Raw genomic sequence first — 22,033 nt, 5'->3', positions numbered from 1 at the left:
CTCGGCTCATGGCTCCTCGCTCCCTCGTCCGCGTCCTCCCCGTCACCCCGGCCGTCGTCCTCCTGCTCCTCTTCCTCGCCGGCCCGATCGCGTACTGCGCCTACATCGCCTTCACCGACCTCCAGCTCACCGGTCAGGCCGAGGCGTCGTTCATCGGCTTCGACAACTTCCGTACGGCGTTCGGCGACGAGGCGTTCCTCAACGCGGTGTGGCTGACCCTCGTCTTCACGGTTCTGTCGTCCCTCGTCGGGCAGAACACCCTCGGCCTCGCCCTCGCGGCACTGATGCGGCGCGCGTCACGCCCCGTCCGTACGCTCACCGGCGGCATCGTGGTCACGGCGTGGGTGCTCCCGGAGGTCGTCGCCGGCTTTCTGCTCTACGCGTTCTTCCGCCGCGAGGGCACCCTGAACGCGATCCTGGACTGGCTGCGCCTGCCCTCCCAGAACTGGCTCTTCACGCTCCCGATCCTCGCCGTCTCCTTCGCCAACGTCTGGCGGGGCACGGCCTTCTCCATGCTGGTCTACTCGGCCGCCCTCAACGAGATTCCGAAGGAGATCACGGAGGCCGCCGAGGTCGACGGCGCCGGCGGTCTGCGCCGCATGTGGCACATCACGCTGCCGATGATCCGCCGCTCCATCGGCACCAACCTGATGCTCAACACCCTCCAGACGCTGTCCGTCTTCGGGCTGATCTGGGTGATGACCAGGGGCGGCCCCGGCGGGCGGAGCCAGACGCTGCCCCTCTTCATGTACGAACAGGCCTTCCAGAACAGTCTGATCGGCTACGGCACGGCGGTGGCCCTGCTGCTGTTGCTGATCGGTTCCCTGTTCTCGGTCCTGTACCTGCGCCTGCTGCGGACGGAGGTCTGACGAACGACATGGCCCGTACACTCGCCGCCCGTCGCACGTCCCGCCGCCTCGCCGCCGACGCCGGCCTCCTCATCGTCGCGGCCGCCTTCGCGCTTCCCCTCGCCTGGGTCGTCCTGTCCTCCGTGGACCCCCGCGCCGGCCTCGGGGTGAAGGCTCCCGACGGCCTGACAGCGGACCACTTCAGCGCCATCTGGACCTCGGACATCACGTTCACGCCCCTGCTGAACAGCCTGGTCCTGTGCGGGGGCGCCACGGCGCTGACGGTCGGGTGCGCGGTGCTCGCGGCCTACCCGCTCTCCCGCTTCCGTTCCCGCCTCAACCGTCCGTTCCTGCTGGCGATCCTCTTCGCGACGAGCCTGCCCATCACCGCGATCATGGTGCCGGTGTACGCGCTGTTCGTCCGCGTGAACCTCATCGACACCGCGCAGGGGACGATCCTGTTCTTCGCCGCCTCCCAACTCCCCTACGCGATCTGGCTGATGAAGAACTTCATGGACGGTGTGCCGCGGGAACTGGAGGAGGCGGCGTGGACGGACGGCGCGTCGACGCTGCAGTCCCTCGTGCGGATCGTGCTGCCCCTCATGGGGCCGGGGGTCGCCGTGGTGACCGTCTTCTCGTTCGTGATGATGTGGGGGAACTTCTTCGTCCCCTTCATGCTGCTGCTCACCCCGGACCGGATGCCGGCGTCGGTGAGCATCAACGAGTTCTTCGGGAACCGCGGGATGGTGGCCTACGGGCAGCTGGCCGCCTTCTCGGTCGTCTACTCGACGCCCGTGCTCCTGCTGTACGTGCTGATCGCCCGGCGGCTGGGGGGCGGCTTCGCGCTGGGCGGGGCGGTCAAGGGGTGAGGCCTTGCCTACTGCGGCAACACCCCCGCCCGGAACGGCTCCACCCCCACGACCCGGCGCACCCGCACCGGCTCGATCAGCAGCATCACCCGCCGCTCCCCGGGGAGCAGCCATGGATACCGCTCCTCCCCGATGTACTTCCGCGCCAGCCGGTCCATCGCCCGCTCGGCCGCCTCCCCCTCCACGAACCGCACCACCCGTCCCCGGATCTCGGCCCGGTCGTACGGGTTCCCGGGGTCGTGGTGCGACAGCGAAACGTTGGGATTGAGCCGCAGGTTGTCGATCTTCACGCGCCCGATCGACGAGTTGACCATGACGTACTCGTCTTCGATGTCCGCCCACATGGGCGATACCTGCGGCACACCGTCCGGGCCGACGGTCGCGAGATGCCAGAAGTTCGGGGCGAGCAAACGCTCGCGCATATGCCCCTCAAGCTTGACGTTCACACTTTTCACCACCCTCCGGGGCGCCCGTCCGGGCGGACCCCGCGCCATCGTCGCACCGCCCCGCCCCACCGGCAGTCGATCTTCGGCCACCCCGCCCCGACGGCCGGAACCGTAGCTTCCTACGATCTGTGATCCTGGCCGAACAGAACGTAGTCACCGCATGTCCTTCGCCCTACTTTGTGGCCCGTGCGCCGACGCCCAGCTCAGCCGAATCCGCCCACCCCGCCGACCCCGCCCTTCGACGCCCCCGCCGCCCGCCGGCTCCGTGTCGCTCTGGGAATGGGGCCTGAACATGTCGCCTACGGCATGCGAGTCTCGTACGGGCTCCCCTACGTCACCCCGGACCACGTCATCGCCTGGGAACGCGGGATCACCTCCCCCGGCAACTCCGAACTGACCGCTCTGGCCGGGGTGTTGTGGTGCTCACCCGGTGAACTCGTGGGCCGGCCGAGGACCCTGCGCGAGCACCGCCTGGCACGCGGGCTCGCGCCCGAGGACGTCGCCCGTGCGGTCGGGCTGGAGCTGCTGGCGTATCTGCGGATGGAGGAGACGGACGCGTGGCGCGGCACCGACCGGCAGTCCGCCGCGCTCGCCGATCTGCTCGGTCTCTCGCTGCCCGACCTGGTCACCGTCACCGGGCGCGACAGGAAACTCGCCGAGCTGCTCCGCAACGCCGTGACCACCCGCCGGCAGGCCCCTGTCCGGTCCCTGGCGAAGGTCGTGCCCCTGGACCGGCGGCTGCTGGCCGGGGTTCTGCAGCAGCTGCACCAGGACTACCACGGGCGGATGGCCGCCGCCGTCGGGCGGCGCGGCGGCGGCAGCGGCTCCGGTGACGCGTGCCGTGACTTCCTCGACCGGATCGTCGAGCACTTCTGGACGACGGTGACGACCCTGACGACCGCCCGGAACGGCGGCGGCTAGAACACCGACTCCGCCTCGTCCATCCGGTCCTTCGGCACCGTCTTCAGCTCGGTCACCGCCTCCGCCAGCGGCACCATCACGATGTCCGTCCCGCGCAGGGCCGTCATCCTGCCGAACTCGCCCCGGTGCGCGGCCTCCACCGCGTGCCAGCCGAAGCGCGTGGCGAGCACCCGGTCGTACGCGGTCGGTGTGCCGCCGCGCTGGACGTGGCCGAGGATGACCGGCTTGGCCTCCTTGCCGAGCCGCTTCTCCAGTTCGTGCGCCAGGGCCGTGCCGATGCCCTGGAAGCGCTCGTGGCCGAACTGGTCGATCTCGCCGTGGCCGTAGTCCATGGTGCCCTCGGTGGGGTGGGCTCCCTCGGCGACGCAGATCACCGCGAACTTCTTGCCGCGGGCGAAGCGCTCCTCGACCATCTTGACCAGGTCGGCGGGGTCGAAGGGACGCTCGGGCAGGCAGATGCCGTGCGCGCCGGCCGCCATGCCGGACTCCAGGGCGATCCACCCGGCGTGGCGGCCCATGACCTCGACGACCATCACCCGCTGGTGGGACTCGGCGGTCGTCTTCAGGCGGTCCATCGCCTCCGTGGCGACCCCGACCGCCGTGTCGAAGCCGAAGGTGCGGTCCGTGGAGGAGATGTCGTTGTCGATCGTCTTCGGGACGCCCACCACCGGCAGGCCCGCGTCGCTGAGCATCCTGGCCGCGGTCAGCGTGCCCTCGCCGCCGATCGGGATCAGCGCGTCGATGCCGAAGTCGCTGACGATGTCGGCCGCGTTCTCGCAGGCCTCGCGCAGACGGTCCCGCTCCAGCCTCGACGACCCCAGGATCGTGCCGCCGCGGGCCAGGATGCCGCTGACCCCGTTGAGGTCGAGGGTGCGGTAGCGGCCGTCCAGCAGACCCGCGTAGCCGTCCTCGAAGCCGATGACCTCGTCGTCGTACTGGGCCACCGCCCGGTGCACGACCGACCGGATCACGGCGTTCAGGCCGGGGCAGTCGCCGCCTGCGGTGAGAACTCCGATACGCATCGTGCTGTGTCTCCTGCTCGCTGTTGATACCGGTGAGCCAGTCCGATTCTTTCACGTCCCCCAAGGCGGTGCCGCTTCCGCGCCCTCCGCTCCGGCGCACCTCCACCACCCCCCGAGACGGGTGGGCGCCTTATCCATCGGCGGAGGTATTGTCAAGAGGGTTCTGCTCACCTCGGTGGGCGATTTTTGTGCCCCCGCGGGGGGAACCCGGATGCCCTCTCAGGGGACCCTGAAACCGGCTGAACCGGTCTGCATCCCCCGAAGGCCGCACGGACCATACCGACAAACGGAACGGAGAGCACGCGTGACGCGCAGCGTGTACGTGACCGGTATCGACCGCGGCGACGGCCGCCAGGTCGTCGAGCTGGGGGTCATGGAGCTCCTGACCCGGCAGGTCGACCGGGTGGGCGTCTTCCGGCCCCTCGTCCACGACGGCCCGGACCGGCTGTTCGAGCTGCTGCGTGCGCGCTACCGGCTCGCCCAGGACCCGGCGACCGTCTACGGCATGGACTACCACGAGGCGTCCGCCCTCCAGGCCGAGCAGGGCACCGACGAGCTGGTGTCCACGCTGGTCGACCGGTTCCATCTCGTCGCCCGGGACTACGACGTCGTCCTCGTCCTGGGGACCGACTTCGCGGACACCCAGCTGCCGGACGAGCTGTCGCTGAACGCCCGGCTCGCCAACGAGTTCGGCGCCTCCGTGATCGCGGTGGTGGGCGGCCGGAAGCAGTCGGCGGAGTCGGTGCTCGCCGAGACCCGCAACGCCTTCCGCGCCTACGACTCGCTGGGCTGCGACGTCCTCGCCATGGTCGCCAACCGGGTCGCCCGCGGGGACCGGGACGAGATCGACGGGCAGCTCGCCTCCCGGCTGCCGGTGCCGTGCTACGTCCTGCCCGACGAGCCCGCGCTGTCCGCCCCGACGATCTCCCAGATCGCGCACGCCCTCGGCGCCAAGGTGGTGCTCGGCGACGACTCCGGGATGGCCCGGGACGTGCTCGACTTCGTCTTCGGCGGCGCGATGCTGCCGAACTTCCTGGGCGCCCTGACGCCCGGCTGTCTGGTCGTCACCCCGGGCGACCGCGCCGACCTGGTCGTCGCCTCCCTCGCCGCGCACAGCGCCGGCACTCCGCCGATAGCCGGTGTGCTGCTCACCCTGAACGAAGTGCCCGGCCAGGACATCCTCACCCTCGCCGGCCGCCTCGCCCCCGGCACCCCGGTGCTCTCCGTGTCCGGCACCAGCTTCCCGACCGCCGAGCAGCTCTTCTCGATGGAGGGCAAGCTGAACGCGGCCACCCCGCGCAAGGCGGAGACCGCGCTCGGCCTCTTCGAGCGGTACGCGGACACCGCCGAGCTCGCGAGCCGCGTCTCCGCGCCGAGCAGCGACCGGCTGACACCGATGATGTTCGAGCACAAGCTCCTGGAACAGGCCCGCTCCGACCGGCGCCGCGTGGTGCTGCCGGAGGGCACCGAGGAGCGCGTGCTGCACGCCGCCGAGGTGCTGCTGCGCCGGGGCGTGTGCGACCTGACCCTCCTCGGGCCCGTCGACCAGATCCGCAAGAAGGCCGCCGACCTCGGCATCGACCTCGGCGGCTCCCAGCTGATCGACCCGGCCACCAGCGAGCTGCGCGACACCTTCGCCGAGCAGTACGCGGCGCTGCGCGCCCACCGGGGTGTGACCGTGGAGCTGGCGTACGACGTCGTCTCGGACGTGAACTACTTCGGCACCCTGATGGTGCAGGAAGGTTTCGCTGACGGCATGGTGTCGGGGTCGGTGCACTCCACGGCGGCCACCATCCGCCCCGCCTTCGAGATCATCAAGACCAAGCCGGACGCGTCCATCGTGTCCTCCGTCTTCTTCATGTGCCTGGCCGACAAGGTCCTCGTCTACGGCGACTGCGCCGTCAACCCGGACCCGGACGCCGAGCAACTCGCCGACATCGCCGTCCAGTCGGCCGCCACGGCCCGGCAGTTCGGCGTGGAGCCGCGGATCGCGATGCTGTCGTACTCGACCGGCACGTCCGGCTCGGGCGCGGACGTCGACAAGGTGCGCGAGGCGACCGAGCTGGTGCGCTCGCGGCGGCCCGACCTGAAGATCGAGGGGCCGATCCAGTACGACGCCGCCGTGGAGCCGACGGTGGCCGCCACCAAGCTGCCGGACTCCGAGGTCGCCGGTCAGGCCAGCGTGCTGATCTTCCCCGACCTCAACACCGGCAACAACACCTACAAGGCCGTGCAGCGCTCGGCCGGCGCGATCGCCGTCGGCCCCGTGCTGCAGGGTCTGCGCAAGCCGGTCAACGACCTGTCCCGGGGCGCCCTCGTCCAGGACATCGTCAACACCGTCGCCATCACGGCGATCCAGGCCCAGACCTCCCCCAACGAGAAGGCGACCGCCCAGTGAGCCCGTCCCGCGTCCTCGTCCTCAACTCCGGCTCGTCGTCGGTGAAGTACCAGCTGCTCGACATGCGCGGCAGCAGCCGGCTGGCCGTGGGCCTCGTCGAGCGCATCGGCGAGGAGATCTCCCGGCTCAGGCACACCCCGCTGCACGGCGGCGGCGAGACCCGGGAGTGGACCGGCCCGATCGCCGACCACGAGGCCGCCCTGAAGGCCGTCTCCGCCGAGCTGGCCAAGGACGGGCTCGGGCTGGACTCGCCGGAGCTGGCCGCGATCGGGCACCGGGTGGTGCACGGCGGGAAGTCCTTCACCGAGCCGACCGTCATCGACGACGCCGTGCTCGCCGAGATCGAGCGGCTGATCCCGGTGGCCCCGCTGCACAACCCGGCCAACCTCACCGGCATCCGCACCGCCCGGGCGCTGCGGCCCGACCTGCCGCAGGTCGCCGTCTTCGACACCGCCTTCCACACCACGATGCCGGAGTCGGCCGCCCGCTACGCCATCGACGTGCAGACCGCCGACGAGCACCGCATCCGCCGGTACGGCTTCCACGGCACCTCGCACGCGTACGTCTCCCGGGCCACCGCGCGGCTGCTGGGCAAGGCGCCGGAGGAGGTCAACGTGATCGTGCTGCATCTCGGCAACGGGGCGTCCGCCTCCGCCGTGCGGGGCGGCAAGTGCGTGGACACCTCCATGGGGCTGACGCCTTTGGAGGGGCTCGTGATGGGTACGCGATCGGGAGACATGGACCCGGCCGTCATCTTCCATTTGATGCGCGTTGGCGGAATGTCCACGGACGAGATCGACACTCTTCTCAACAAGAAGAGCGGCCTGATCGGTCTGTGCGGCGACAACGACATGCGGGAGATCCGCCGCCGGATCGACGAGGGTGACGAGCAGGCACAACTGGCCTTCGACATCTACATTCACCGCCTGAAGAAGTACATCGGCGCCTATTACGCGGTGCTCGGACGGGTGGACGCGGTGGCCTTCACGGCCGGGGTCGGGGAGAACGCGGCGCCGGTACGGGAAGCCGCCGTGGCGGGCCTGGAGGGGCTGGGCCTGGCCGTCGACGGCGAACTGAACGCCGTGCGCGGCGACGAGCCGCGGCTGATCTCGCCCGCGGGCGCGCGGGTGGCGGTGGCGGTGGTGCCCACCGACGAGGAATTGGAGATTGCCACCCAGACCTACGCCCTGGTGAATGGCTCAAAGAATCTCAACTGAGCGGCCTTGCGCCCTTTTGTAATTTCCGCCAGACGGAATATTCCGTTGCGAAACAAACCGATAGGATCGCCCCCATGCGCCGTTCGAAAATCGTCTGTACTCTCGGCCCCGCGGTCGACTCCCATGAACAGCTGGTCGCGCTGATCGAGGCCGGCATGAACGTGGCCCGCTTCAACTTCAGCCACGGCACGCACGCCGAGCACCAGGGGCGGTACGACCGTGTCCGGGCCGCCGCCAAGGAGACCGGCCGGGCCATCGGTGTCCTCGCCGACCTGCAGGGCCCCAAGATCCGTCTGGAGACCTTCGCCGAGGGCCCGGTGGAGCTGGTGCGCGGTGACGAGTTCACCATCACCACCGAGGACGTGCCGGGCGACAAGACGATCTGCGGCACGACCTACAAGGGCCTGCCCGGCGATGTGACCAAGGGCGACCAGATCCTCATCAACGACGGCAACGTCGAGCTGAAGGTCACCGAGGTCGAGGGTCCGCGGGTGCGGACGATCGTCATCGAGGGCGGCGTCATCTCCGACCACAAGGGCATCAACCTGCCCGGCGCGGCCGTCAACGTCCCCGCTCTGAGCGAGAAGGACGTCGAGGACCTCCGCTTCGCCCTCCGCATGGGCTGCGACCTGGTCGCCCTGTCCTTCGTCCGCGACGCCAAGGACGTCCACGACGTGCACCGCGTCATGGACGAGGAGGGCCGCCGCGTCCCCGTCATCGCCAAGGTGGAGAAGCCGCAGGCGGTGGAGAACATGGAGGACGTCGTGATGGCGTTCGACGGCGTGATGGTCGCGCGTGGCGACCTCGCCGTCGAGTACCCGCTCGAGAAGGTCCCCATGGTGCAGAAGCGCCTGATCGAGCTGTGCCGACGCAACGCCAAGCCGGTGATCGTGGCGACCCAGATGATGGAGTCGATGATCACCAACTCCCGTCCGACCCGCGCCGAGGCCTCCGACGTGGCCAACGCGATCCTGGACGGCGCGGACGCGGTGATGCTGTCGGCGGAGTCCTCGGTCGGCGCGTTCCCGATCGAGACCGTCAAGACGATGTCCAAGATCGTCCAGGCGGCCGAGCAGGAGCTGCTGTCCAAGGGCCTGCAGCCGCTCGTGCCGGGCAAGAAGCCGCGTACGCAGGGCGGTTCGGTGGCCCGGGCCGCCTGCGAGATCGCGGACTTCCTCGGCGGCAAGGGCCTGGTGGCCTTCACCCAGTCCGGCGACACCGCACGTCGCCTGTGCCGCTACCGCGCCGCCCAGCCGATCATCGCCTTCACCACCGACGAGGGCACCCGCAACCAGATGGCACTCAGCTGGGGCGTGGAGCCGTACGTCGTCCCGTTCGTGAACAGCACCGACGAGATGGTCGACCTGGTGGACCAGGAGATGGTCAAGCTCGGCCGGTTCGACGAGGGCGACATCGTGATCATCACCGCCGGCTCGCCCCCCGGGGTTCCGGGGACGACGAACATGGTCCGGGTGCACCACCTGGGCAGCGGCCCCCGGGACTGAGGGCCCGGCAAAAGACTGTGCCCCGCCAGGCATCGGCCCGGCGGGGCACGGTCTTGTGCGGCTCCCGGAAGGATCGGGATCAGTCGGTGACGTACTGACGCATCCCCGGCACGGTCAGCGTGCCGCCGAACTGGCCGGCCTGGGTGACCTTCACGTTGGTGAAGTAGATCTGCGGGATGTTCAGGGGCGGCGGGTGCTCCGGGTCGAACGTCAGCGGGATCAGGCCGAGCAGATTGCCGGAGATGCTCTCGGTGTACATCACCGTGGTGCCGTCGGTGATCGTGGACTTGGAGCCCTTGGCCGCCTGCACGTGGTAGGTCTTGCCGGTCCGCTTGTCCTTGACGAGCTGGTGCAGGTCGCCGATGTCGGTGCCGTCGGATATGACGTACTTCAGCACCTTCTTGACGGTGCCGTTGGCCGTCCTCACCTTGACGACGCCCTTGTAGTCGGCACCCTTGAGCGTCAGCGAGCTGGCTTCCAGGTACCAGGGGTCGTCGGGCAGCAGGATCTTGTTGTCGACGCCGCCCTCGGCGTCCGTGGCGGCCGGGCAGTCCTCGGGGTTCGTGGTGGAGCTCGCGGACGGGCTCGGGCTGGAGGTGGCCTTGTCCGCCGCGTCCTCCGCCGCCTTCTCGACCGCCTTGGTGGTGTCCTCGGCCGCCTTGGACGCCGTGTCGGTGGTGTCCTTCACGGTGTCCTTGACCGTGTCGGTGACCTTGCCGGTGGTGTCCTCGACGGTGTCGGACGCGTCCTTGCCCGCGGAGTCGGAGCTCTCGGACGCCGAGGCGGAGGCGGACGGGGTCGGGCTCGGGCTCGCTGTGGACTTGCCGTCGAAGATGCCGGTGATCGCGTCGCCGATGTCCTCCAGCAGGTTGCCGCCGCTCTCGGAGGCCGAGGGGGACGGCGTGGCGGCCTTGTCTCCGCCCTCCGAGGCGGACGTGCTCGCGGACGGGCTCGGCGTGGGCTCGGCCTTGTCGCCGGAACCCGAATCCGACGAGGAGGACCCGCCGGACGAGGAGTTGCCCGAGTCCGCCGTCGCGGAAGGGCTCGGCTCCGCGGGGGCGTCCTGGCCGGCCTCGCTGTCGGACGTGTCATCGCTCGCGGAGGGCGACGGTGTCGGCGAGGCGGACGCGCCGCCCTTCAGTGCCTCGACGCAGGCCTTGTACTCGTCGGCCGACAGGCTGTTGGACGTCGAAGGCGAGTTGTCGTCGGCGAGGGCGAGCGTCGGTGTGAACCCCATCCCCATCAGCACGGCCGTCGGCATCGCCGCCATGGCTATCGCCTTGCCGGCCGGCATCTGGAACCTGGTGAACAGCGGCTTCTTCGGGGCCGCGTGACGCGGCCCCGTTCTCGCCCGTCCCGGGGCCGCAGGGTTCTTGTCGCGGGCCTCGTCAGCCGACACGGTTCCCCCCGAAGCGGTCCTCGGTCCGGAAGCCGTCCATCCCGCCCTCGTGGGCCGTGCCGCCGCCGGCGGGCCCGTACGGCGGGCTCGGCTCGACGGCGGTGCCCTCGGGAGCGGTTGGGGTGGCGCCCTCGCCCGCAGGCCCCGCTACGGCGTCCTGCGACCCGTTCTCCACAGGCTCGGCGCCCTTGCCCGGCGCCCAGGAGACGGCGAGCCCGCCGCCGATCAGCGCGAACAGGAAGCCGATGATGAAGCCACCGATGTTGGAGACCACCAGGGACACCAGGGCGAGGATGATCGCCGCGATGCCGGCGAAGACACGCGTCGCCTTCTGGAACCACATGGTCAGGCCCAGAGTGAACAGCAGGACGCCGATGATGAGGGAGCCGGCACCCGCGGTGGTCGCCATGGTGAGCGACATGGTTCCCAGCTTGAGCGTGGCGTAGGGGAAGTAGGCGATCGGCACCCCGCCGAGCAGGGTGAACAGGCCTGCCCAGAACGGCCGGGTGCCCCGCCAGTCACGGAATCGCAGACGCAGCCGGGTGAAGGTCCCGGCGCTCTGGACCGGAGTCTCGGCACTCATGGAAAACAGCTCCCTGGGTCCGGTGGAAGTACGTACCGGCTCGGCCGTAGGCATGGAGAAGCCGGAAGTCTGAGTCTGTGAGGGTGCCCGACGCCGGTGGGGCCGGGCCAGCGGGGCGGAGAAGCGACCGCTTCCCCGCCCCCTGGGGCAGCTCAGCTACCCCAGGAAACCCCGGTGACGGAAGCCGTCAGTAGCACTCCATCTTGGGGTCGGTGCCGAGACGCATCGACAGGCCGCTGAGCTTGAACGTGCCGGCCGTCGTCGCCCACGCCGTCTGCTCGACGCCGTAGAGGTCGGCCGACTGCGCCTGCTGGGCGAAGCCGCCCGGCAGGACGCTCTCGCCCTGCTTCACGTCGGGACCGCGGGTCTTGTCCTTGACCGCGACACCGATGTCGATGTTCTTGAACTCCGCATCGGCGTCGAGCTGGGCGACATCGATGTAGAGGTTGTGGGCGGTGACCGGCGTGCCCTTGTTCCCCGCGTCAAGACGGAGGTAGAACGTCTTGTTTATCAGCGGGATCTCGGTCTTGACCGACTGACACATCTTCGTGATCGTCGCGTCGTCGAACGACGAGATCGCGACCGGAACCTGTGTCTTTTCCTTGCCGTCGGTCTTGGTGTAAACGGTGTCGATGCCGCCGTACTGGGCGAAACCCTCACCGTGCAGGTGACCGGCCGTCACCTTGAACTGCTGGCCGGAGACACTGAACGACGCGGCCAGCGCACCCTGCGCGAGCCCGACACCCACCGCCGCGGCCGCGGCGACGCTGGGCACCATGACCACGGCGAACCGCTTCCATCTGGTCCCGCCACGCACCTGGGACTCCATATTTCCTCCTTCTCGGACGTACATCTCCTGGCCGGGTCGCCGCCAGTCGGCAGCTCGGCCCGGCAGGGATGGGAGAAGTGCTACGTCCTCGGGAAGGAGAGCGCCTGCGCTCGGTGGCGCACAACGCGCCCGAATCACCGGCGATCACCCCCGAGCGACAACCACTGGTCGCGCCTGACACGCATCACGCACAACCTTGCCGGACAGGCTTCGCCGGGAAGGCGAAGACCCCCCTGTCCAAGAGTCGGCGCCACTGCCGCCGGCTCTGCTCGGTGGGGACCCAGGAAGTCCCGCGACCCAACCGGCTGTCGGGGTACGGGAATGGACCGAGCGTGGCCGATCCTGGTGCATTCTCGCCGCACCCACAAGGGGCTTCGTTACTCACTAGTAACGACCGGATAACCGAACAACGACCCGCCGGTCTCGGTCGACGACGCTCGGTGTCAGTCAAGGCCAGAACAAAACTGTTGATCGCTGGACAGAATCCGACAGATCGACGCCCGCGACTTACTAGCAGTAACAGCGGCCGCGATTACCAAGTTTTGGTAAAGCGCGGCCGCCCTGACGTTCCGTCGGCAAATCTTTCACTCGGGCATCACATGCACCCGCGTTTAGCGACTGGTCAGAACCGGGGCTCCCGCCCCGCTCAGAACAGGGCGCGCGCGAGCGCCCTGCGCGCCGCGATCACCCGGGGATCCTCCGCTCCGACCACCTCGAACAGCTCCAGCAGCCGCAGCCGTACGGCGTCCCGGTCGTCGCCCGCCGTGCGCCCCACCGTCTCGATGAGCCGCCCGAACGCGTCCTCGACGTGCCCACCCACCAAGTCCAGGTCGGCGGCGGCGATCTGCGCCTGCACGTCGGCCGGCTTCTCGGCGGCCTCCTTGCGCACCCGCTGCGGGTCCACACCCTGCACGCGCTGGAGCAACTCGGCCTGGGCGAGGCCGAGTTTGGCCTCGGGATGGGCCGGGTCGTCGGCAAGTACGTTCTTGTACGCCTGGATCGCCCCGCCGAGGTCACCGGCGTCCAGGGCCTGGGCGGCCGCGTTCAGCGCGGCGTCGTAGGGGCCGGCCGGCTGAGCGGGGGCCTGCTCGCCACCCGGTTCGGCGTCCGCGTCGACGGTCAGGCCGGTCAGACCGAAGCGCTGTTCGGCGACGGTCACCAGCTGGTCCAGGGTCTGCCGGATCTGTGCCTCGCCGGCGGCCCCCTGGAACAGCGGCAGGGCCTGCCCGGCCACCACCGCGAAGACGGCCGGGATCCCCTGGATCCCGAACTGCTGCATCAGCATCTGATTGGCGTCGACGTCGATCTTGGCGAGGACGAAGCGCCCGTTGTACTCGACGGCGAGCTGCTCCAGAACGGGGCTCAGCTGCTTGCAGGGCTGGCACCACTCGGCCCAGAAGTCGATGACGACCGGGACCTCGGTGGACCGCTGCAGGACGTCGCGCTCGAAGGTGGCCTCGTCGACGTCGATGACGAGATCGGCCGGGGAGACGGCCCCCGCCCCGCCCTGCCGGGCCGCTTCGGCCCGCGCCTGCTCCGCCTTGGCCTTGGCCTCCTGGGCCGCCTTCACCGCGGCGAGGTCGACGACTCCGCTCATGGACATGTTCCGTGGCTGCATGCGTCTATCCTCCCCCGTTCCGCGCGACATGTGAAAAGCGGTGTGAAACCAGGCCGGTCCGTGTGTGTTCGGCGCCGGGTCCCCACCCCACGCCGGTGGTCATCGCTCGCGCACGTGGCTGTCGTACGCGCTTACGCTACGAGTCGTAGCGTAATGGCACTCAGTGCCTCTGGAAAACCATGCCCCGGTGATCTGCCTCATAGCTTCACACGTATGGCCGGTTATGGTCGGGACATGCAGAGCCGTCGACCCGCCGGCCGTGCCGGGCGCCCGCGCAGTGCCGCCGCGGACGCCGCGATCCTGGCCGCGACGCGGGCGGTCCTGGTCGAACTCGGCTGGTCGAAACTCACGTTGGGAGACGTGGCGGCGCGCGCCGGGGTTGCGAAGACCACCCTCTATCGTCGCTGGGCGGGCAAGAACGAGCTGGTCGTCGACGCCGTGGCGGAACTCTTCGACGAACTGGAACTCCCCGACCGCGGCACCCTGGCCGCCGACATCGAGGGCGTCGTGCTGCAGTTCGCCGCGATCCTGGCCCGCCCGGAGGCCAGGAGCGGCCTGATGGCGGTGGTGGCCGAGGCCACCCGCGACGACGCCCTGCGCGAACGCATCCGGGCCTCGATCGTCGACCGCCAGAAGCGCCTGGTCCTGGAGGGCCGGGCCCGCGCCCAGAAGCGCGGCGAGCTCCCTTGGGAGGCGGGCCCCGAAGAGGCCTCCCGCACGGTCGACCTGATCTTCGACATGGTCGCCGGTGCGGTGGTCCACCGCACGCTGGTCAGCGCGGAGCCGGCGGACGAGGAATGGGTACGGGACTTCACGCGGATCCTGCTGCTGGGACTGACCCGTCCGGCCGCCGAGCGGCTCGGGGAGTGCGGCTCCCCGGGACGGGACAGGTAGGGGCGGCGGGAGCGAGGCCCCGCCGCCCACACCGGCGCCGGGCGCCTCAGAAACCGGCAGGCTCCGTGTAGACGCCCCACTCGTCCCGCAGCGCCCCGCAGATCTCCCCCAGCGTCGCCTCCGCCCGTACGGCGTCCAGCATCGGCTCGATCATGTTGGCCTCGGACCGCGCGGCCGCCACCATCCCGTCCAGTGCGGCCCGCACCCGCGCGTCGTCCCGCCCCGCCCGCCGAGCGGCCAGCGCCCGTACCTGCTCCCGCTCCACCTCATGGCTGACCCGCAGTATCTCCAGGTCCCCGGTGACGGACCCGGTGTGGACGTTGACGCCCACCACCTTCTTGTCCCCCTTCTCCAGAGCCCGCTGGTAGCGGAACGCGGACTCGGCGATCTCGCCCGTGAACCACCCGTCGTCGATCCCGCGCAGGATCCCGGAGGTGATCGGCCCGATCGGGTGCCGTCCGTCCGGGTGCGCCCGCAGACCCCGCTCCTTGATCTGCTCGAAGATCTTCTCCGCGTCCGCCTCGATCCGGTCCGTCAGCTGCTCGACGTACCAGGAACCGCCCAGCGGATCGGCCACGTTGGCGACCCCGGTCTCCTCCATCAGCACCTGCTGGGTGCGCAGGGCGATCTCCGCCGCCTGCTCGCTCGGGAGTGCGAGGGTCTCGTCCAGGGCGTTGGTGTGCAGCGAGTTGGTGCCGCCGAGCACGGCCGCCAGTGCCTCCACGGCCGTACGGACGACGTTGTTGTACGGCTGCTGGGCGGTCAGCGAGACACCGGCCGTCTGCGTGTGGAACCGCAGCCACTGCGCCTTCTCGCTCCGCGCGCCGTACACGTCCCGCATCCAGCGGGCCCAGATCCTGCGGGCCGCCCGGAACTTGGCGATCTCCTCGAAGAAGTCGACGTGCGCGTCGAAGAAGAAGGACAGCCCCGGCGCGAACACGTCCACGTCCAGCCCGCGGCTGAGCCCCAGCTCCACGTATCCGAAGCCGTCCGCCAGCGTGTACGCCAGCTCCTGCGCGGCCGTCGCCCCGGCCTCGCGGATGTGGTAGCCGGAGACGGACAGCGGCTTGTAGGCGGGGATGCCTGCGGCGCAGTACTCCATCAGGTCGCCGATCAGCCGCAGATGGGGCTCCGGCTGGAAGAGCCACTCCTTCTGCGCGATGTACTCCTTGAAGATGTCGGTCTGCAGCGTGCCGTTGAGCACGCCCGGGTCGACACCCTGCCGCTCGGCGGCCACCAGGTACATGCAGAAGACGGGCACGGCCGGCCCGCTGATCGTCATCGACGTCGTGACGTCGCCGAGCGGGATGTCCTTGAACAGGACCTCCATGTCGGCGGCCGAGTCGATGGCGACACCGCAGTGCCCGACCTCGCCCAGTGAGCGCGGGTCGTCGGAGTCGCGGCCCATGAGCGTCGGCATGTCGAAGGCGACCGAGAGCCCGCCCCCGCCGTTGCCGAGGATCATCTTGTACCGCTCGTTGGTCTGCTCGGCGTTCCCGAATCCGGCGAACTGCCGGATGGTCCACGTACGCCCTCGGTAGCCGGTCGGGTACAGGCCGCGGGTGAAGGGGTACTCCCCCGGCCAGCCGATCCGCTCGAAGCCCTCGTACCTGTCCCCGGGCCTCGGTCCGTACACCGGCTCCACGGCGTCGCCGGAGAGCGTGGTGAAGTCAGCGTCGCGCTTGCGCGCGGCGTCGTACCGGGCCTGCCAGCGTCGGCGGCCCTCCTCGATGGCGTCTGCGTCCATACCCTCGAATTTACTAGGACGTCCTAGTAATTGTCGATGGGAGACCGCCGCACGCTGGTCCGTACGGCGGTACCGGTTACGCCTTGGCGACCGCGGGCGACTCGTCCGCGGTCTTCGCCTCCAGCTCGTGGCTGACCTTGCGCTCCACGAAGAAGGCGGCGGTCGGGATCGTCCCGGCCAGCAGCACCCACAGCTGCTTGCCGACCGGCCACTTCGCCTTGGAGCCCAGATCGAAGGCGAAGACCAGGTACACGACGTACAGCCAGCCGTGCGCGATGCCCACGACGCGGGTGAAGCCCGCGGCGCCGTTGATGTCGAGCACGTACTTGGCGATCACGCCGAGGGTCAGCAGGACCAGCAGCACACCGGTCACGTAGGCCATGACGCGGTAGCGGGTCAGCACGCTCTTTTTCATGCGTACGAGCGTAACCACCCGTTTCGGCGATCTTCCGGCGGCCCCGTCCGCACCCGAAGGGGCTACTCCTCCTGGAAGTCCCCCGCCGCGACCCGCAGCGGCCGCAGCATCGCGAAGATCTCCGCGCACTCCTCGGCGTCGTACACACCGAGCCCGAAGTCCATCGCCATGAGGTCGCGGGTGGCCGCCTCGACCACCTCGCGTCCCTTGTCGGTGATGCTGGCGAGCGTGCCGCGCCCGTCGTTCGGGTTCGGGCGCTTGTCGACCAGACCCGACCTGACCAGCCGGTCGACGGTGTTCGTCACGGACGTGGGGTGCACCATGAGCCGCTCGCCGATCTTGGACATCGGCAGTTCGCCGGACTTGGAGAAGGTGAGCAGCACCAGCGCCTCGTACCGCGCGAACGTCAGTCCGTACGGCTTGACCACCGCGTCGACCTCGGCGAGCAGGATCTGGTGCGCGCGCATGATCGAGGTGATCGCTCCCATGGACGGCACGCTTCCCCAGCGCTGCTTCCAGAGTTCGTCGGCGCGGGCGATGGGATCGAAGGAGAGACTGAGGGGCTTCGGCACGGCACCAGACCTTACCGGCCGGTCATATGCGGGTCAGCCCCGTCTCGTCCATCGGTCGCTTCCCGGCAACAAAGGCACCGCGCCCGGGACCCCGCACACACACCCCACCCACCCGCACCCGCCCACGGCGAGAAGGGGCCGTGTCGGGGGGTGTCCGCCCGCAGCGGCCGGCGTCCATCACCCTCCACCTCCGTAGGAGACAGCCCCGCCGGACCGAGGACGGACACCCCCCGGCGCGGCCCCGACCCACAACCACCCGTAGGCGCAACGCGCACCCCCACCACCCCGCACAGGCCGCCGCAGGCACAGACGCGCACCCCCACCACCCCGCACAGACCGCCGCAGGCATCCGCAGGCATCCGCAGGCATCCGCAGGCGTCCCGCCCGTTCCCTCCATTGGCCCGCGCGGCTCGCGGCGCCTGCCCCACCGCCCCACGATGAAGGCTCAGGGCCGACCGTCGTCGCACTCCCGGACACGGCGGCCGCCGCTTGCTCTCGCGAAGGAAGGGCCTGCCGGATGAGCACTTCGAAATGCATATCTCAGTCGGCGTTCGACGGCTCCAGGCTGCGAGTCATCCTCCTCGTCGATCTCCACGAAGGCGCCCAGCAAGAGTTCCTCGACGCGTATGAGCACATGCGCAGCCACGTCGCGTCGGTTCCCGGTCACCTCAGTGACCAACTGTGCCAGTCCGCCGAGAACCCGTCCCAGTGGCTCATCACGAGCGAATGGGCCGGTGCGCCCCCGTACCTGGCCTGGGTGAACAGCGAAGATCACCTGGAAACCGTCAAACCCATGCAGAACTGCGTCCGCGACCTCCGCTCGATGCGCTACAACATCCTCCGAGAGACCGGCCACGCCGCCCCGCTCGCCCCGGCCACCGCCGACCGCTTCCTGAGCTCACCCCGCACGGGCGACGGAGTCACCCGCCACGCCCTGACGTTCACCATCAAGCCCGGCTCCGAGTCGAAGGTCGCCGAGATCCTCGCCGGATACGCCCCACCGGAGTCCCGCGTCGACGACTCCACACGCCTGCGCCGCACCACCCTCTTCATGCACGGCAACCGAGTCGTACGCACCGTCGAGGTACAGGGCGACCTGATGGCAGCCCTCCGCCACGTCTCCCGCCAGCCGGAGGTCCGCGCCGTCGAGGAGGCCCTCAACCCGTACCTGGAGCTGAGCCGGGATCTGACCGACCCCGCCTCCGCCCGGGCCTTCTTCATCCGCGCGGCCATGCCCGCCGTACACCACGTGACCCGTGGCGAACCGGAACCGGCCGACCTGCGGCGGCACGCGCTGTACTACCCGGCCCGCGAGGGCTGCGGTATGGCTCTGGCCCGGCTGCTCTCCCAGCAGGACGAGACGGCCGCGGACACCCCCGGGAGCATCGTCCACCGCAGCACCGTCTTCCACCGCGACGACCTCGTCGTCCGGCTCGTCGACGTGGCGGGCGACCCCGAGACCGACCCGGTCATGGCCCTCGGCATCCACGGCCGCAGGAAGGCAGCCGTGCTGGCCCGCCTGCTCGACGGTGCCGCACTCGGCGTGGACGGACCGCTCACGAGTGAACGGGACGCGACCCGCCTCCTGGCGCACGCCGACATGACGCTGATCACCGATCGCAGGGCTCCGTCATCGCAGTCCTGACGCGCCAGGCGACAGCACCCGGACGACAACCCCCCGCACTGCCCAACCTGGAGAGGGACCATGGACAAGACGCGCCCGCGCATCGTGGACCTGAGCGAAACCGAGCCCAACCGCAAGCGCGGCGGCGACCTGCGCACCCTGCTCACCCCCGTCACGGTGGGTTCCACGAGCGGTTTCATGGGCCTGGCCATCATGCAGCCCGGCGAACGCATCAGCGAGCACTACCACCCGTATTCCGAGGAGTTCATCTTCGTCGTCCGGGGCGACCTGGAGGTCGACCTGGACGACGAAACGTTTCCCCTGCGCCCCGACCAAGGCCTCATGATCCCCATCAACATGCGGCACCGCTTCCGCAACGTCGGTGACGAGGAAGCCCGCATGGTCTTCCACCTCGGTCCCCTCGCTCCCAAGCCGAGCCTCGGCCACGTCGACACGGAGGCCACGGAGCACAGCGAGGACCTCAAGCCGTACCCGCTCGTCCAGGAGGAGGGCGCGCGGCCCGAACGACGCGGGGTCCCCTCGTGACCCGGCGGGTGGCGGTCACCGGTATAGGCGTCGTCGCCCCCGGCGGGATCGGAGTGCCGGCGTTCTGGGACCTCCTCTCGAACGGCCGCACCGCCACGCGCGGCATCAGCCTGTTCGATCCCGAGGGACTGCGCTCCCGTATCGCGGCGGAGTGCGACTTCGACCCGTTCGCGCACGGGCTCGAGCCCGAGCTGGTCGAACACGCCGACCGGTACATCCAGTTCGCCGTGGCCGCCGCGGCGGAGGCGGTGGCCGACTGCGGCATCGAGTTCGGCAAGGAGGACCCCTGGCGCGTGGCCGTCTCCCTCGGCAGCGCGGTGGGCGGCACGACCCGCCTGGAGCACGACTACGTCCTGGTCAGCGAACGAGGACAGCGCTGGGACGTCGACCATCGCGCCGCCGAACCCGAGCTGCACCTGGCGTTCTCCCCCAGCTCACTGAGCTCGCTCGTCGCCGAGCGGTTCGGTGCCCAGGGGCCGGTGCAGACCGTCTCCACCGGCTGCACCTCCGGGCTCGACGCGGTGGGCTACGGCTTCCACACCATCGAGGAGGGCCGCGCCGACATATGCATCGCCGGAGCGTCGGACTCCCCGATCTCCCCGATCACCATGGCCTGCTTCGACGCCATCAAGGCGACGTCGCCCAACAACGACGACCCGGCACACGCCTCCCGTCCCTTCGACGCCCACCGGGACGGCTTCGTCATGGGCGAGGGCGCCGCGGTGCTCGTCCTGGAGGAGCTCGAACACGCCCGGGCCAGGGGGGCGCACGTCTACTGCGAGATAGGCGGCTACGCCACGTTCGGCAACGCCTACCACATGACCGGCCTGACCAGCGAGGGCCTGGAGATGGCCCGGGCCATCGACTGCGCGCTCGACCACGCGCGCGTGGACCCCTCGGACATCGACTACGTCAACGCGCACGGCTCCGGCACCCGCCAGAACGACCGTCACGAGACCGCCGCGGTCAAGCGGTCCCTGGGCGCCCACGCCTACGAAACGCCCATGAGCTCGATCAAGTCCATGGTGGGCCACTCGCTGGGAGCGATCGGCGCGATCGAGGTCGTCGCCTGCGTCCTGGCCCTGGCCCACCAGGTGGTGCCGCCCACGGCGAACTACGAGACCCCGGACCCCGAGTGCGACCTGGACTACGTACCGCGTACGGCACGCCCCCGCAGGCTCGACAAGGTGCTCTCCGTCGGCAGCGGTTTCGGCGGCTTCCAGTCCGCGGTGCTCCTGACGGGACCGAGCGGGAGGAAACGATGAGTGGTCAAACCACCCGGCGCACCGCGGTCACGGGAATCGGTGTGGTCGCGCCCAACGGCCTGCGTGCGGACACCTACTGGAAGTCCGTCAAGGAGGGCGCGAGCGTGCTGGACCGGATCACCCGGGACGGCTGCGGGCACTTTCCGCTCCGAGTCGCCGGCGAGGTCCGGGGTTTCGACGCGTCGGCGCTCATCGAGGAGACCTTCCTCGTCCAGACCGACCGGTTCACCCACTTCGCGCTGGCCGCCGCCGACGCCGCCCTGGAGGACGCGGGACTGAGCAGCACCGCCGCGGACTCGCCGTACTCGGTCGCCGTGGTCACCGCTGCCGGGTCCGGCGGCGGTGAGTTCGGCCAGCGGGAACTGCAGAAGCTGTGGGGACAGGGATCCCGGTTCGTCGGTCCCTACCAGTCCATCGCCTGGTTCTACGCGGCCAGCACGGGCCAGATATCCATCCGCCGCGGCTTCAAGGGCCCCTGCGGGGTGGTGGCCTGCGACGAGGCGGGCGGCCTGGACGCGGTCGCGCACGCCGCCCGGGCCGTGCGGCGGGGAACCGACGTCGTGGTGGTCGGGGCGGCCGAGGCGCCCCTCGCCCCGTACTCGATGGTCTGCCAGCTCGGCTACCCCGAGCTCAGCACCGTGGAGGACCCGTCGCGCGCCTATCGCCCCTTCACCTCGGCGGCCTGCGGCTTCGTGCCCGCCGAGGGCGGTGCCGTGCTGGTCGTCGAGGACGAGGACCGCGCGCACCGCCGGGGAGCGGCCGTCCGCGCCAGCGTGGCGGGACATGCCGCCACGTTCACCGGTGCCTCGCGCCGGGACCGGTCACGGGAGGGACTGGCCCACGCGATCCGTGGTGCCCTCGACGAGGCCGGCTGCGCACCGGAGGAGATCGACGTGGTCTTCGCCGACGCGATGGGCACCCCGGAGGCGGACCGCGCCGAGGCCCTCGCACTCGCCGACGCCCTCGGGCGGCACGGCACCCGCGTGCCCGTCACGGCCCCCAAGACCGGCATCGGGCGGTCCTACTGCGGGGCACCCCTGCTGGACATCGCGGCCGCGGTGATGGCCATGGAGCAAGGGCAGATACCGCCGACCCCGAACGTCTTCGACATCTGCCACGACATCGATCTGGTGACCTCCACGGCGCGCCCGGCCGAGCTGCGCACGGCCCTGATCCTCAGCCGGGGGCTGATGGGCTCCAACGCGGCGCTGGTCCTGCGCCGCGGCCCGGGATCCGCCGCCTGAACGGGTGCCGTCCGGCCGGCGCCGTGCGCCGGCGCTCCCGGCGGCACCACCTTTCGCACCTGGTACGACAA

The 22,033-nt window shown here is 70.2% G+C and carries 20 protein-coding genes; 11 read left to right on the top strand and 9 right to left on the bottom strand.

Annotated features, from left to right (window positions below; genetic code table 11):
- Positions 1–8: 8 nt before the first annotated feature.
- Both NW895_RS12405 and NW895_RS12400 read left to right on the top strand, forming a co-directional pair.
- Positions 9–869, top strand: a complete 861-nt coding sequence (locus NW895_RS12405; protein WP_289935484.1) for a sugar ABC transporter permease — start codon at positions 9–11, stop codon at positions 867–869.
- An 8-nt stretch (positions 870–877) separates the two neighbouring features.
- Positions 878–1,717 carry a carbohydrate ABC transporter permease gene (locus tag NW895_RS12400; RefSeq protein WP_289935483.1) on the top strand — a complete coding sequence of 280 codons (840 nt, stop codon included), beginning with the start codon at positions 878–880 and terminating at the stop codon, positions 1,715–1,717.
- 8 nt (positions 1,718–1,725) lie between these two features.
- Here the strand turns inward: NW895_RS12400 and NW895_RS12395 are convergent, their stop codons facing one another.
- Positions 1,726–2,211: a TIGR03618 family F420-dependent PPOX class oxidoreductase gene (locus tag NW895_RS12395; protein ID WP_289935482.1), complete on the bottom strand. Its 486-nt coding sequence runs from the start codon at positions 2,209–2,211 to the stop codon at positions 1,726–1,728.
- A 231-nt stretch (positions 2,212–2,442) separates the two neighbouring features.
- Here NW895_RS12395 and NW895_RS12390 point away from each other — a divergent pair, with 231 nt between their 5' ends.
- Positions 2,443–3,084 carry a helix-turn-helix transcriptional regulator gene (locus NW895_RS12390; RefSeq protein ID WP_289935481.1) on the top strand — a complete coding sequence of 214 codons (642 nt, stop codon included), beginning with the start codon at positions 2,443–2,445 and terminating at the stop codon, positions 3,082–3,084.
- On the opposite strand, the gene NW895_RS12385 is transcribed toward NW895_RS12390, so the two are convergent.
- A complete protein-coding gene (locus NW895_RS12385) occupies positions 3,081–4,106 on the bottom strand; it encodes an ATP-dependent 6-phosphofructokinase (RefSeq protein WP_289935480.1) in 1,026 nt (341 codons plus the stop codon). The two genes, NW895_RS12390 and NW895_RS12385, sit on opposite strands and share 4 nt — an antisense overlap.
- Before the next feature lie 304 nt (positions 4,107–4,410).
- Here NW895_RS12385 and pta point away from each other — a divergent pair, with 304 nt between their 5' ends.
- From pta to pyk, 3 genes are all read left to right on the top strand, one after another.
- Positions 4,411–6,504 (top strand): phosphate acetyltransferase, encoded by a 2,094-nt coding sequence (gene pta, locus NW895_RS12380; protein WP_289935479.1) that lies wholly within the window; start codon positions 4,411–4,413, stop codon positions 6,502–6,504.
- Positions 6,501–7,721, top strand: a complete 1,221-nt coding sequence (locus NW895_RS12375; protein WP_289935478.1) for an acetate kinase — start codon at positions 6,501–6,503, stop codon at positions 7,719–7,721. The genes pta and NW895_RS12375 overlap by 4 nt, the downstream gene beginning before the upstream one ends.
- A 74-nt stretch (positions 7,722–7,795) precedes the next feature.
- On the top strand, positions 7,796–9,226 hold the full coding sequence (gene pyk / locus NW895_RS12370) for a pyruvate kinase (protein WP_289935477.1): 1,431 nt from the start codon (positions 7,796–7,798) through the stop codon (positions 9,224–9,226).
- A gap of 79 nt (positions 9,227–9,305) precedes the next feature.
- Here pyk and NW895_RS12365 read toward each other — a convergent pair whose 3' ends face one another.
- The 4 genes from NW895_RS12365 to NW895_RS12350 form a co-directional block, all read right to left on the bottom strand.
- Positions 9,306–10,520 (bottom strand): hypothetical protein, encoded by a 1,215-nt coding sequence (locus NW895_RS12365; protein ID WP_289935530.1) that lies wholly within the window; start codon positions 10,518–10,520, stop codon positions 9,306–9,308.
- A 94-nt stretch (positions 10,521–10,614) separates the two neighbouring features.
- Positions 10,615–11,208 carry a DUF6114 domain-containing protein gene (locus tag NW895_RS12360; protein ID WP_289935476.1) on the bottom strand — a complete coding sequence of 198 codons (594 nt, stop codon included), beginning with the start codon at positions 11,206–11,208 and terminating at the stop codon, positions 10,615–10,617.
- 187 nt (positions 11,209–11,395) lie between these two features.
- Positions 11,396–12,037, bottom strand: a complete 642-nt coding sequence (locus NW895_RS12355; RefSeq protein WP_289935475.1) for a DUF6230 family protein — start codon at positions 12,035–12,037, stop codon at positions 11,396–11,398.
- 646 nt (positions 12,038–12,683) lie between these two features.
- Complete coding sequence (locus tag NW895_RS12350) at positions 12,684–13,655, bottom strand: tetratricopeptide repeat protein (protein WP_289935474.1); 972 nt, start codon at positions 13,653–13,655, stop codon at positions 12,684–12,686.
- Positions 13,656–13,889: 234 nt separating this feature from the next.
- Between NW895_RS12350 and NW895_RS12345 the strand changes: the two genes are divergently transcribed.
- Positions 13,890–14,549, top strand: coding sequence for a TetR/AcrR family transcriptional regulator (locus NW895_RS12345; RefSeq protein WP_289935473.1), 660 nt, complete (start codon positions 13,890–13,892; stop codon positions 14,547–14,549).
- 46 nt (positions 14,550–14,595) lie between these two features.
- Here the strand turns inward: NW895_RS12345 and NW895_RS12340 are convergent, their stop codons facing one another.
- The 3 genes from NW895_RS12340 to NW895_RS12330 all read right to left on the bottom strand — a co-directional run bounded on the left by NW895_RS12340 (position 14,596) and on the right by NW895_RS12330 (position 17,283).
- Positions 14,596–16,296, bottom strand: a complete 1,701-nt coding sequence (locus NW895_RS12340) for a methylmalonyl-CoA mutase family protein (RefSeq protein ID WP_289935472.1) — start codon at positions 16,294–16,296, stop codon at positions 14,596–14,598.
- A gap of 76 nt (positions 16,297–16,372) precedes the next feature.
- Positions 16,373–16,711, bottom strand: coding sequence for a DUF3817 domain-containing protein (locus NW895_RS12335; RefSeq protein ID WP_289935471.1), 339 nt, complete (start codon positions 16,709–16,711; stop codon positions 16,373–16,375).
- A 62-nt stretch (positions 16,712–16,773) separates the two neighbouring features.
- Positions 16,774–17,283 (bottom strand): MarR family transcriptional regulator, encoded by a 510-nt coding sequence (locus NW895_RS12330; protein ID WP_289935470.1) that lies wholly within the window; start codon positions 17,281–17,283, stop codon positions 16,774–16,776.
- Positions 17,284–17,800: 517 nt separating this feature from the next.
- Between NW895_RS12330 and NW895_RS12325 the strand changes: the two genes are divergently transcribed.
- From NW895_RS12325 to NW895_RS12310, 4 genes are read left to right on the top strand one after another with little or no spacing between them, the layout of a single operon-like run.
- The gene (locus NW895_RS12325; protein WP_289935469.1) at positions 17,801–18,928 is read left to right on the top strand and encodes a SchA/CurD-like domain-containing protein; all 1,128 of its coding nucleotides are present in this window, start codon (positions 17,801–17,803) and stop codon (positions 18,926–18,928) included.
- 60 nt (positions 18,929–18,988) lie between these two features.
- Positions 18,989–19,453: a cupin domain-containing protein gene (locus NW895_RS12320; protein WP_289935468.1), complete on the top strand. Its 465-nt coding sequence runs from the start codon at positions 18,989–18,991 to the stop codon at positions 19,451–19,453.
- Complete coding sequence (locus tag NW895_RS12315; protein ID WP_289935467.1) at positions 19,450–20,718, top strand: beta-ketoacyl-[acyl-carrier-protein] synthase family protein; 1,269 nt, start codon at positions 19,450–19,452, stop codon at positions 20,716–20,718. Before NW895_RS12320 ends, NW895_RS12315 begins: the two co-directional genes overlap by 4 nt.
- Positions 20,715–21,962, top strand: a complete 1,248-nt coding sequence (locus NW895_RS12310; protein ID WP_289935466.1) for a ketosynthase chain-length factor — start codon at positions 20,715–20,717, stop codon at positions 21,960–21,962. Before NW895_RS12315 ends, NW895_RS12310 begins: the two co-directional genes overlap by 4 nt.
- The last annotated feature ends 71 nt before the right edge of the window (positions 21,963–22,033 follow it).

Origin of the sequence: Streptomyces sp. S.PNR 29 (assembly GCF_030386795.1) — a bacterium.
GTDB lineage: Bacteria > Actinomycetota > Actinomycetes > Streptomycetales > Streptomycetaceae > Streptomyces.
The sequence above is the reverse complement of the archived record's forward strand: the minus strand, read 5'-3'. Positions and strand labels throughout refer to the sequence as shown.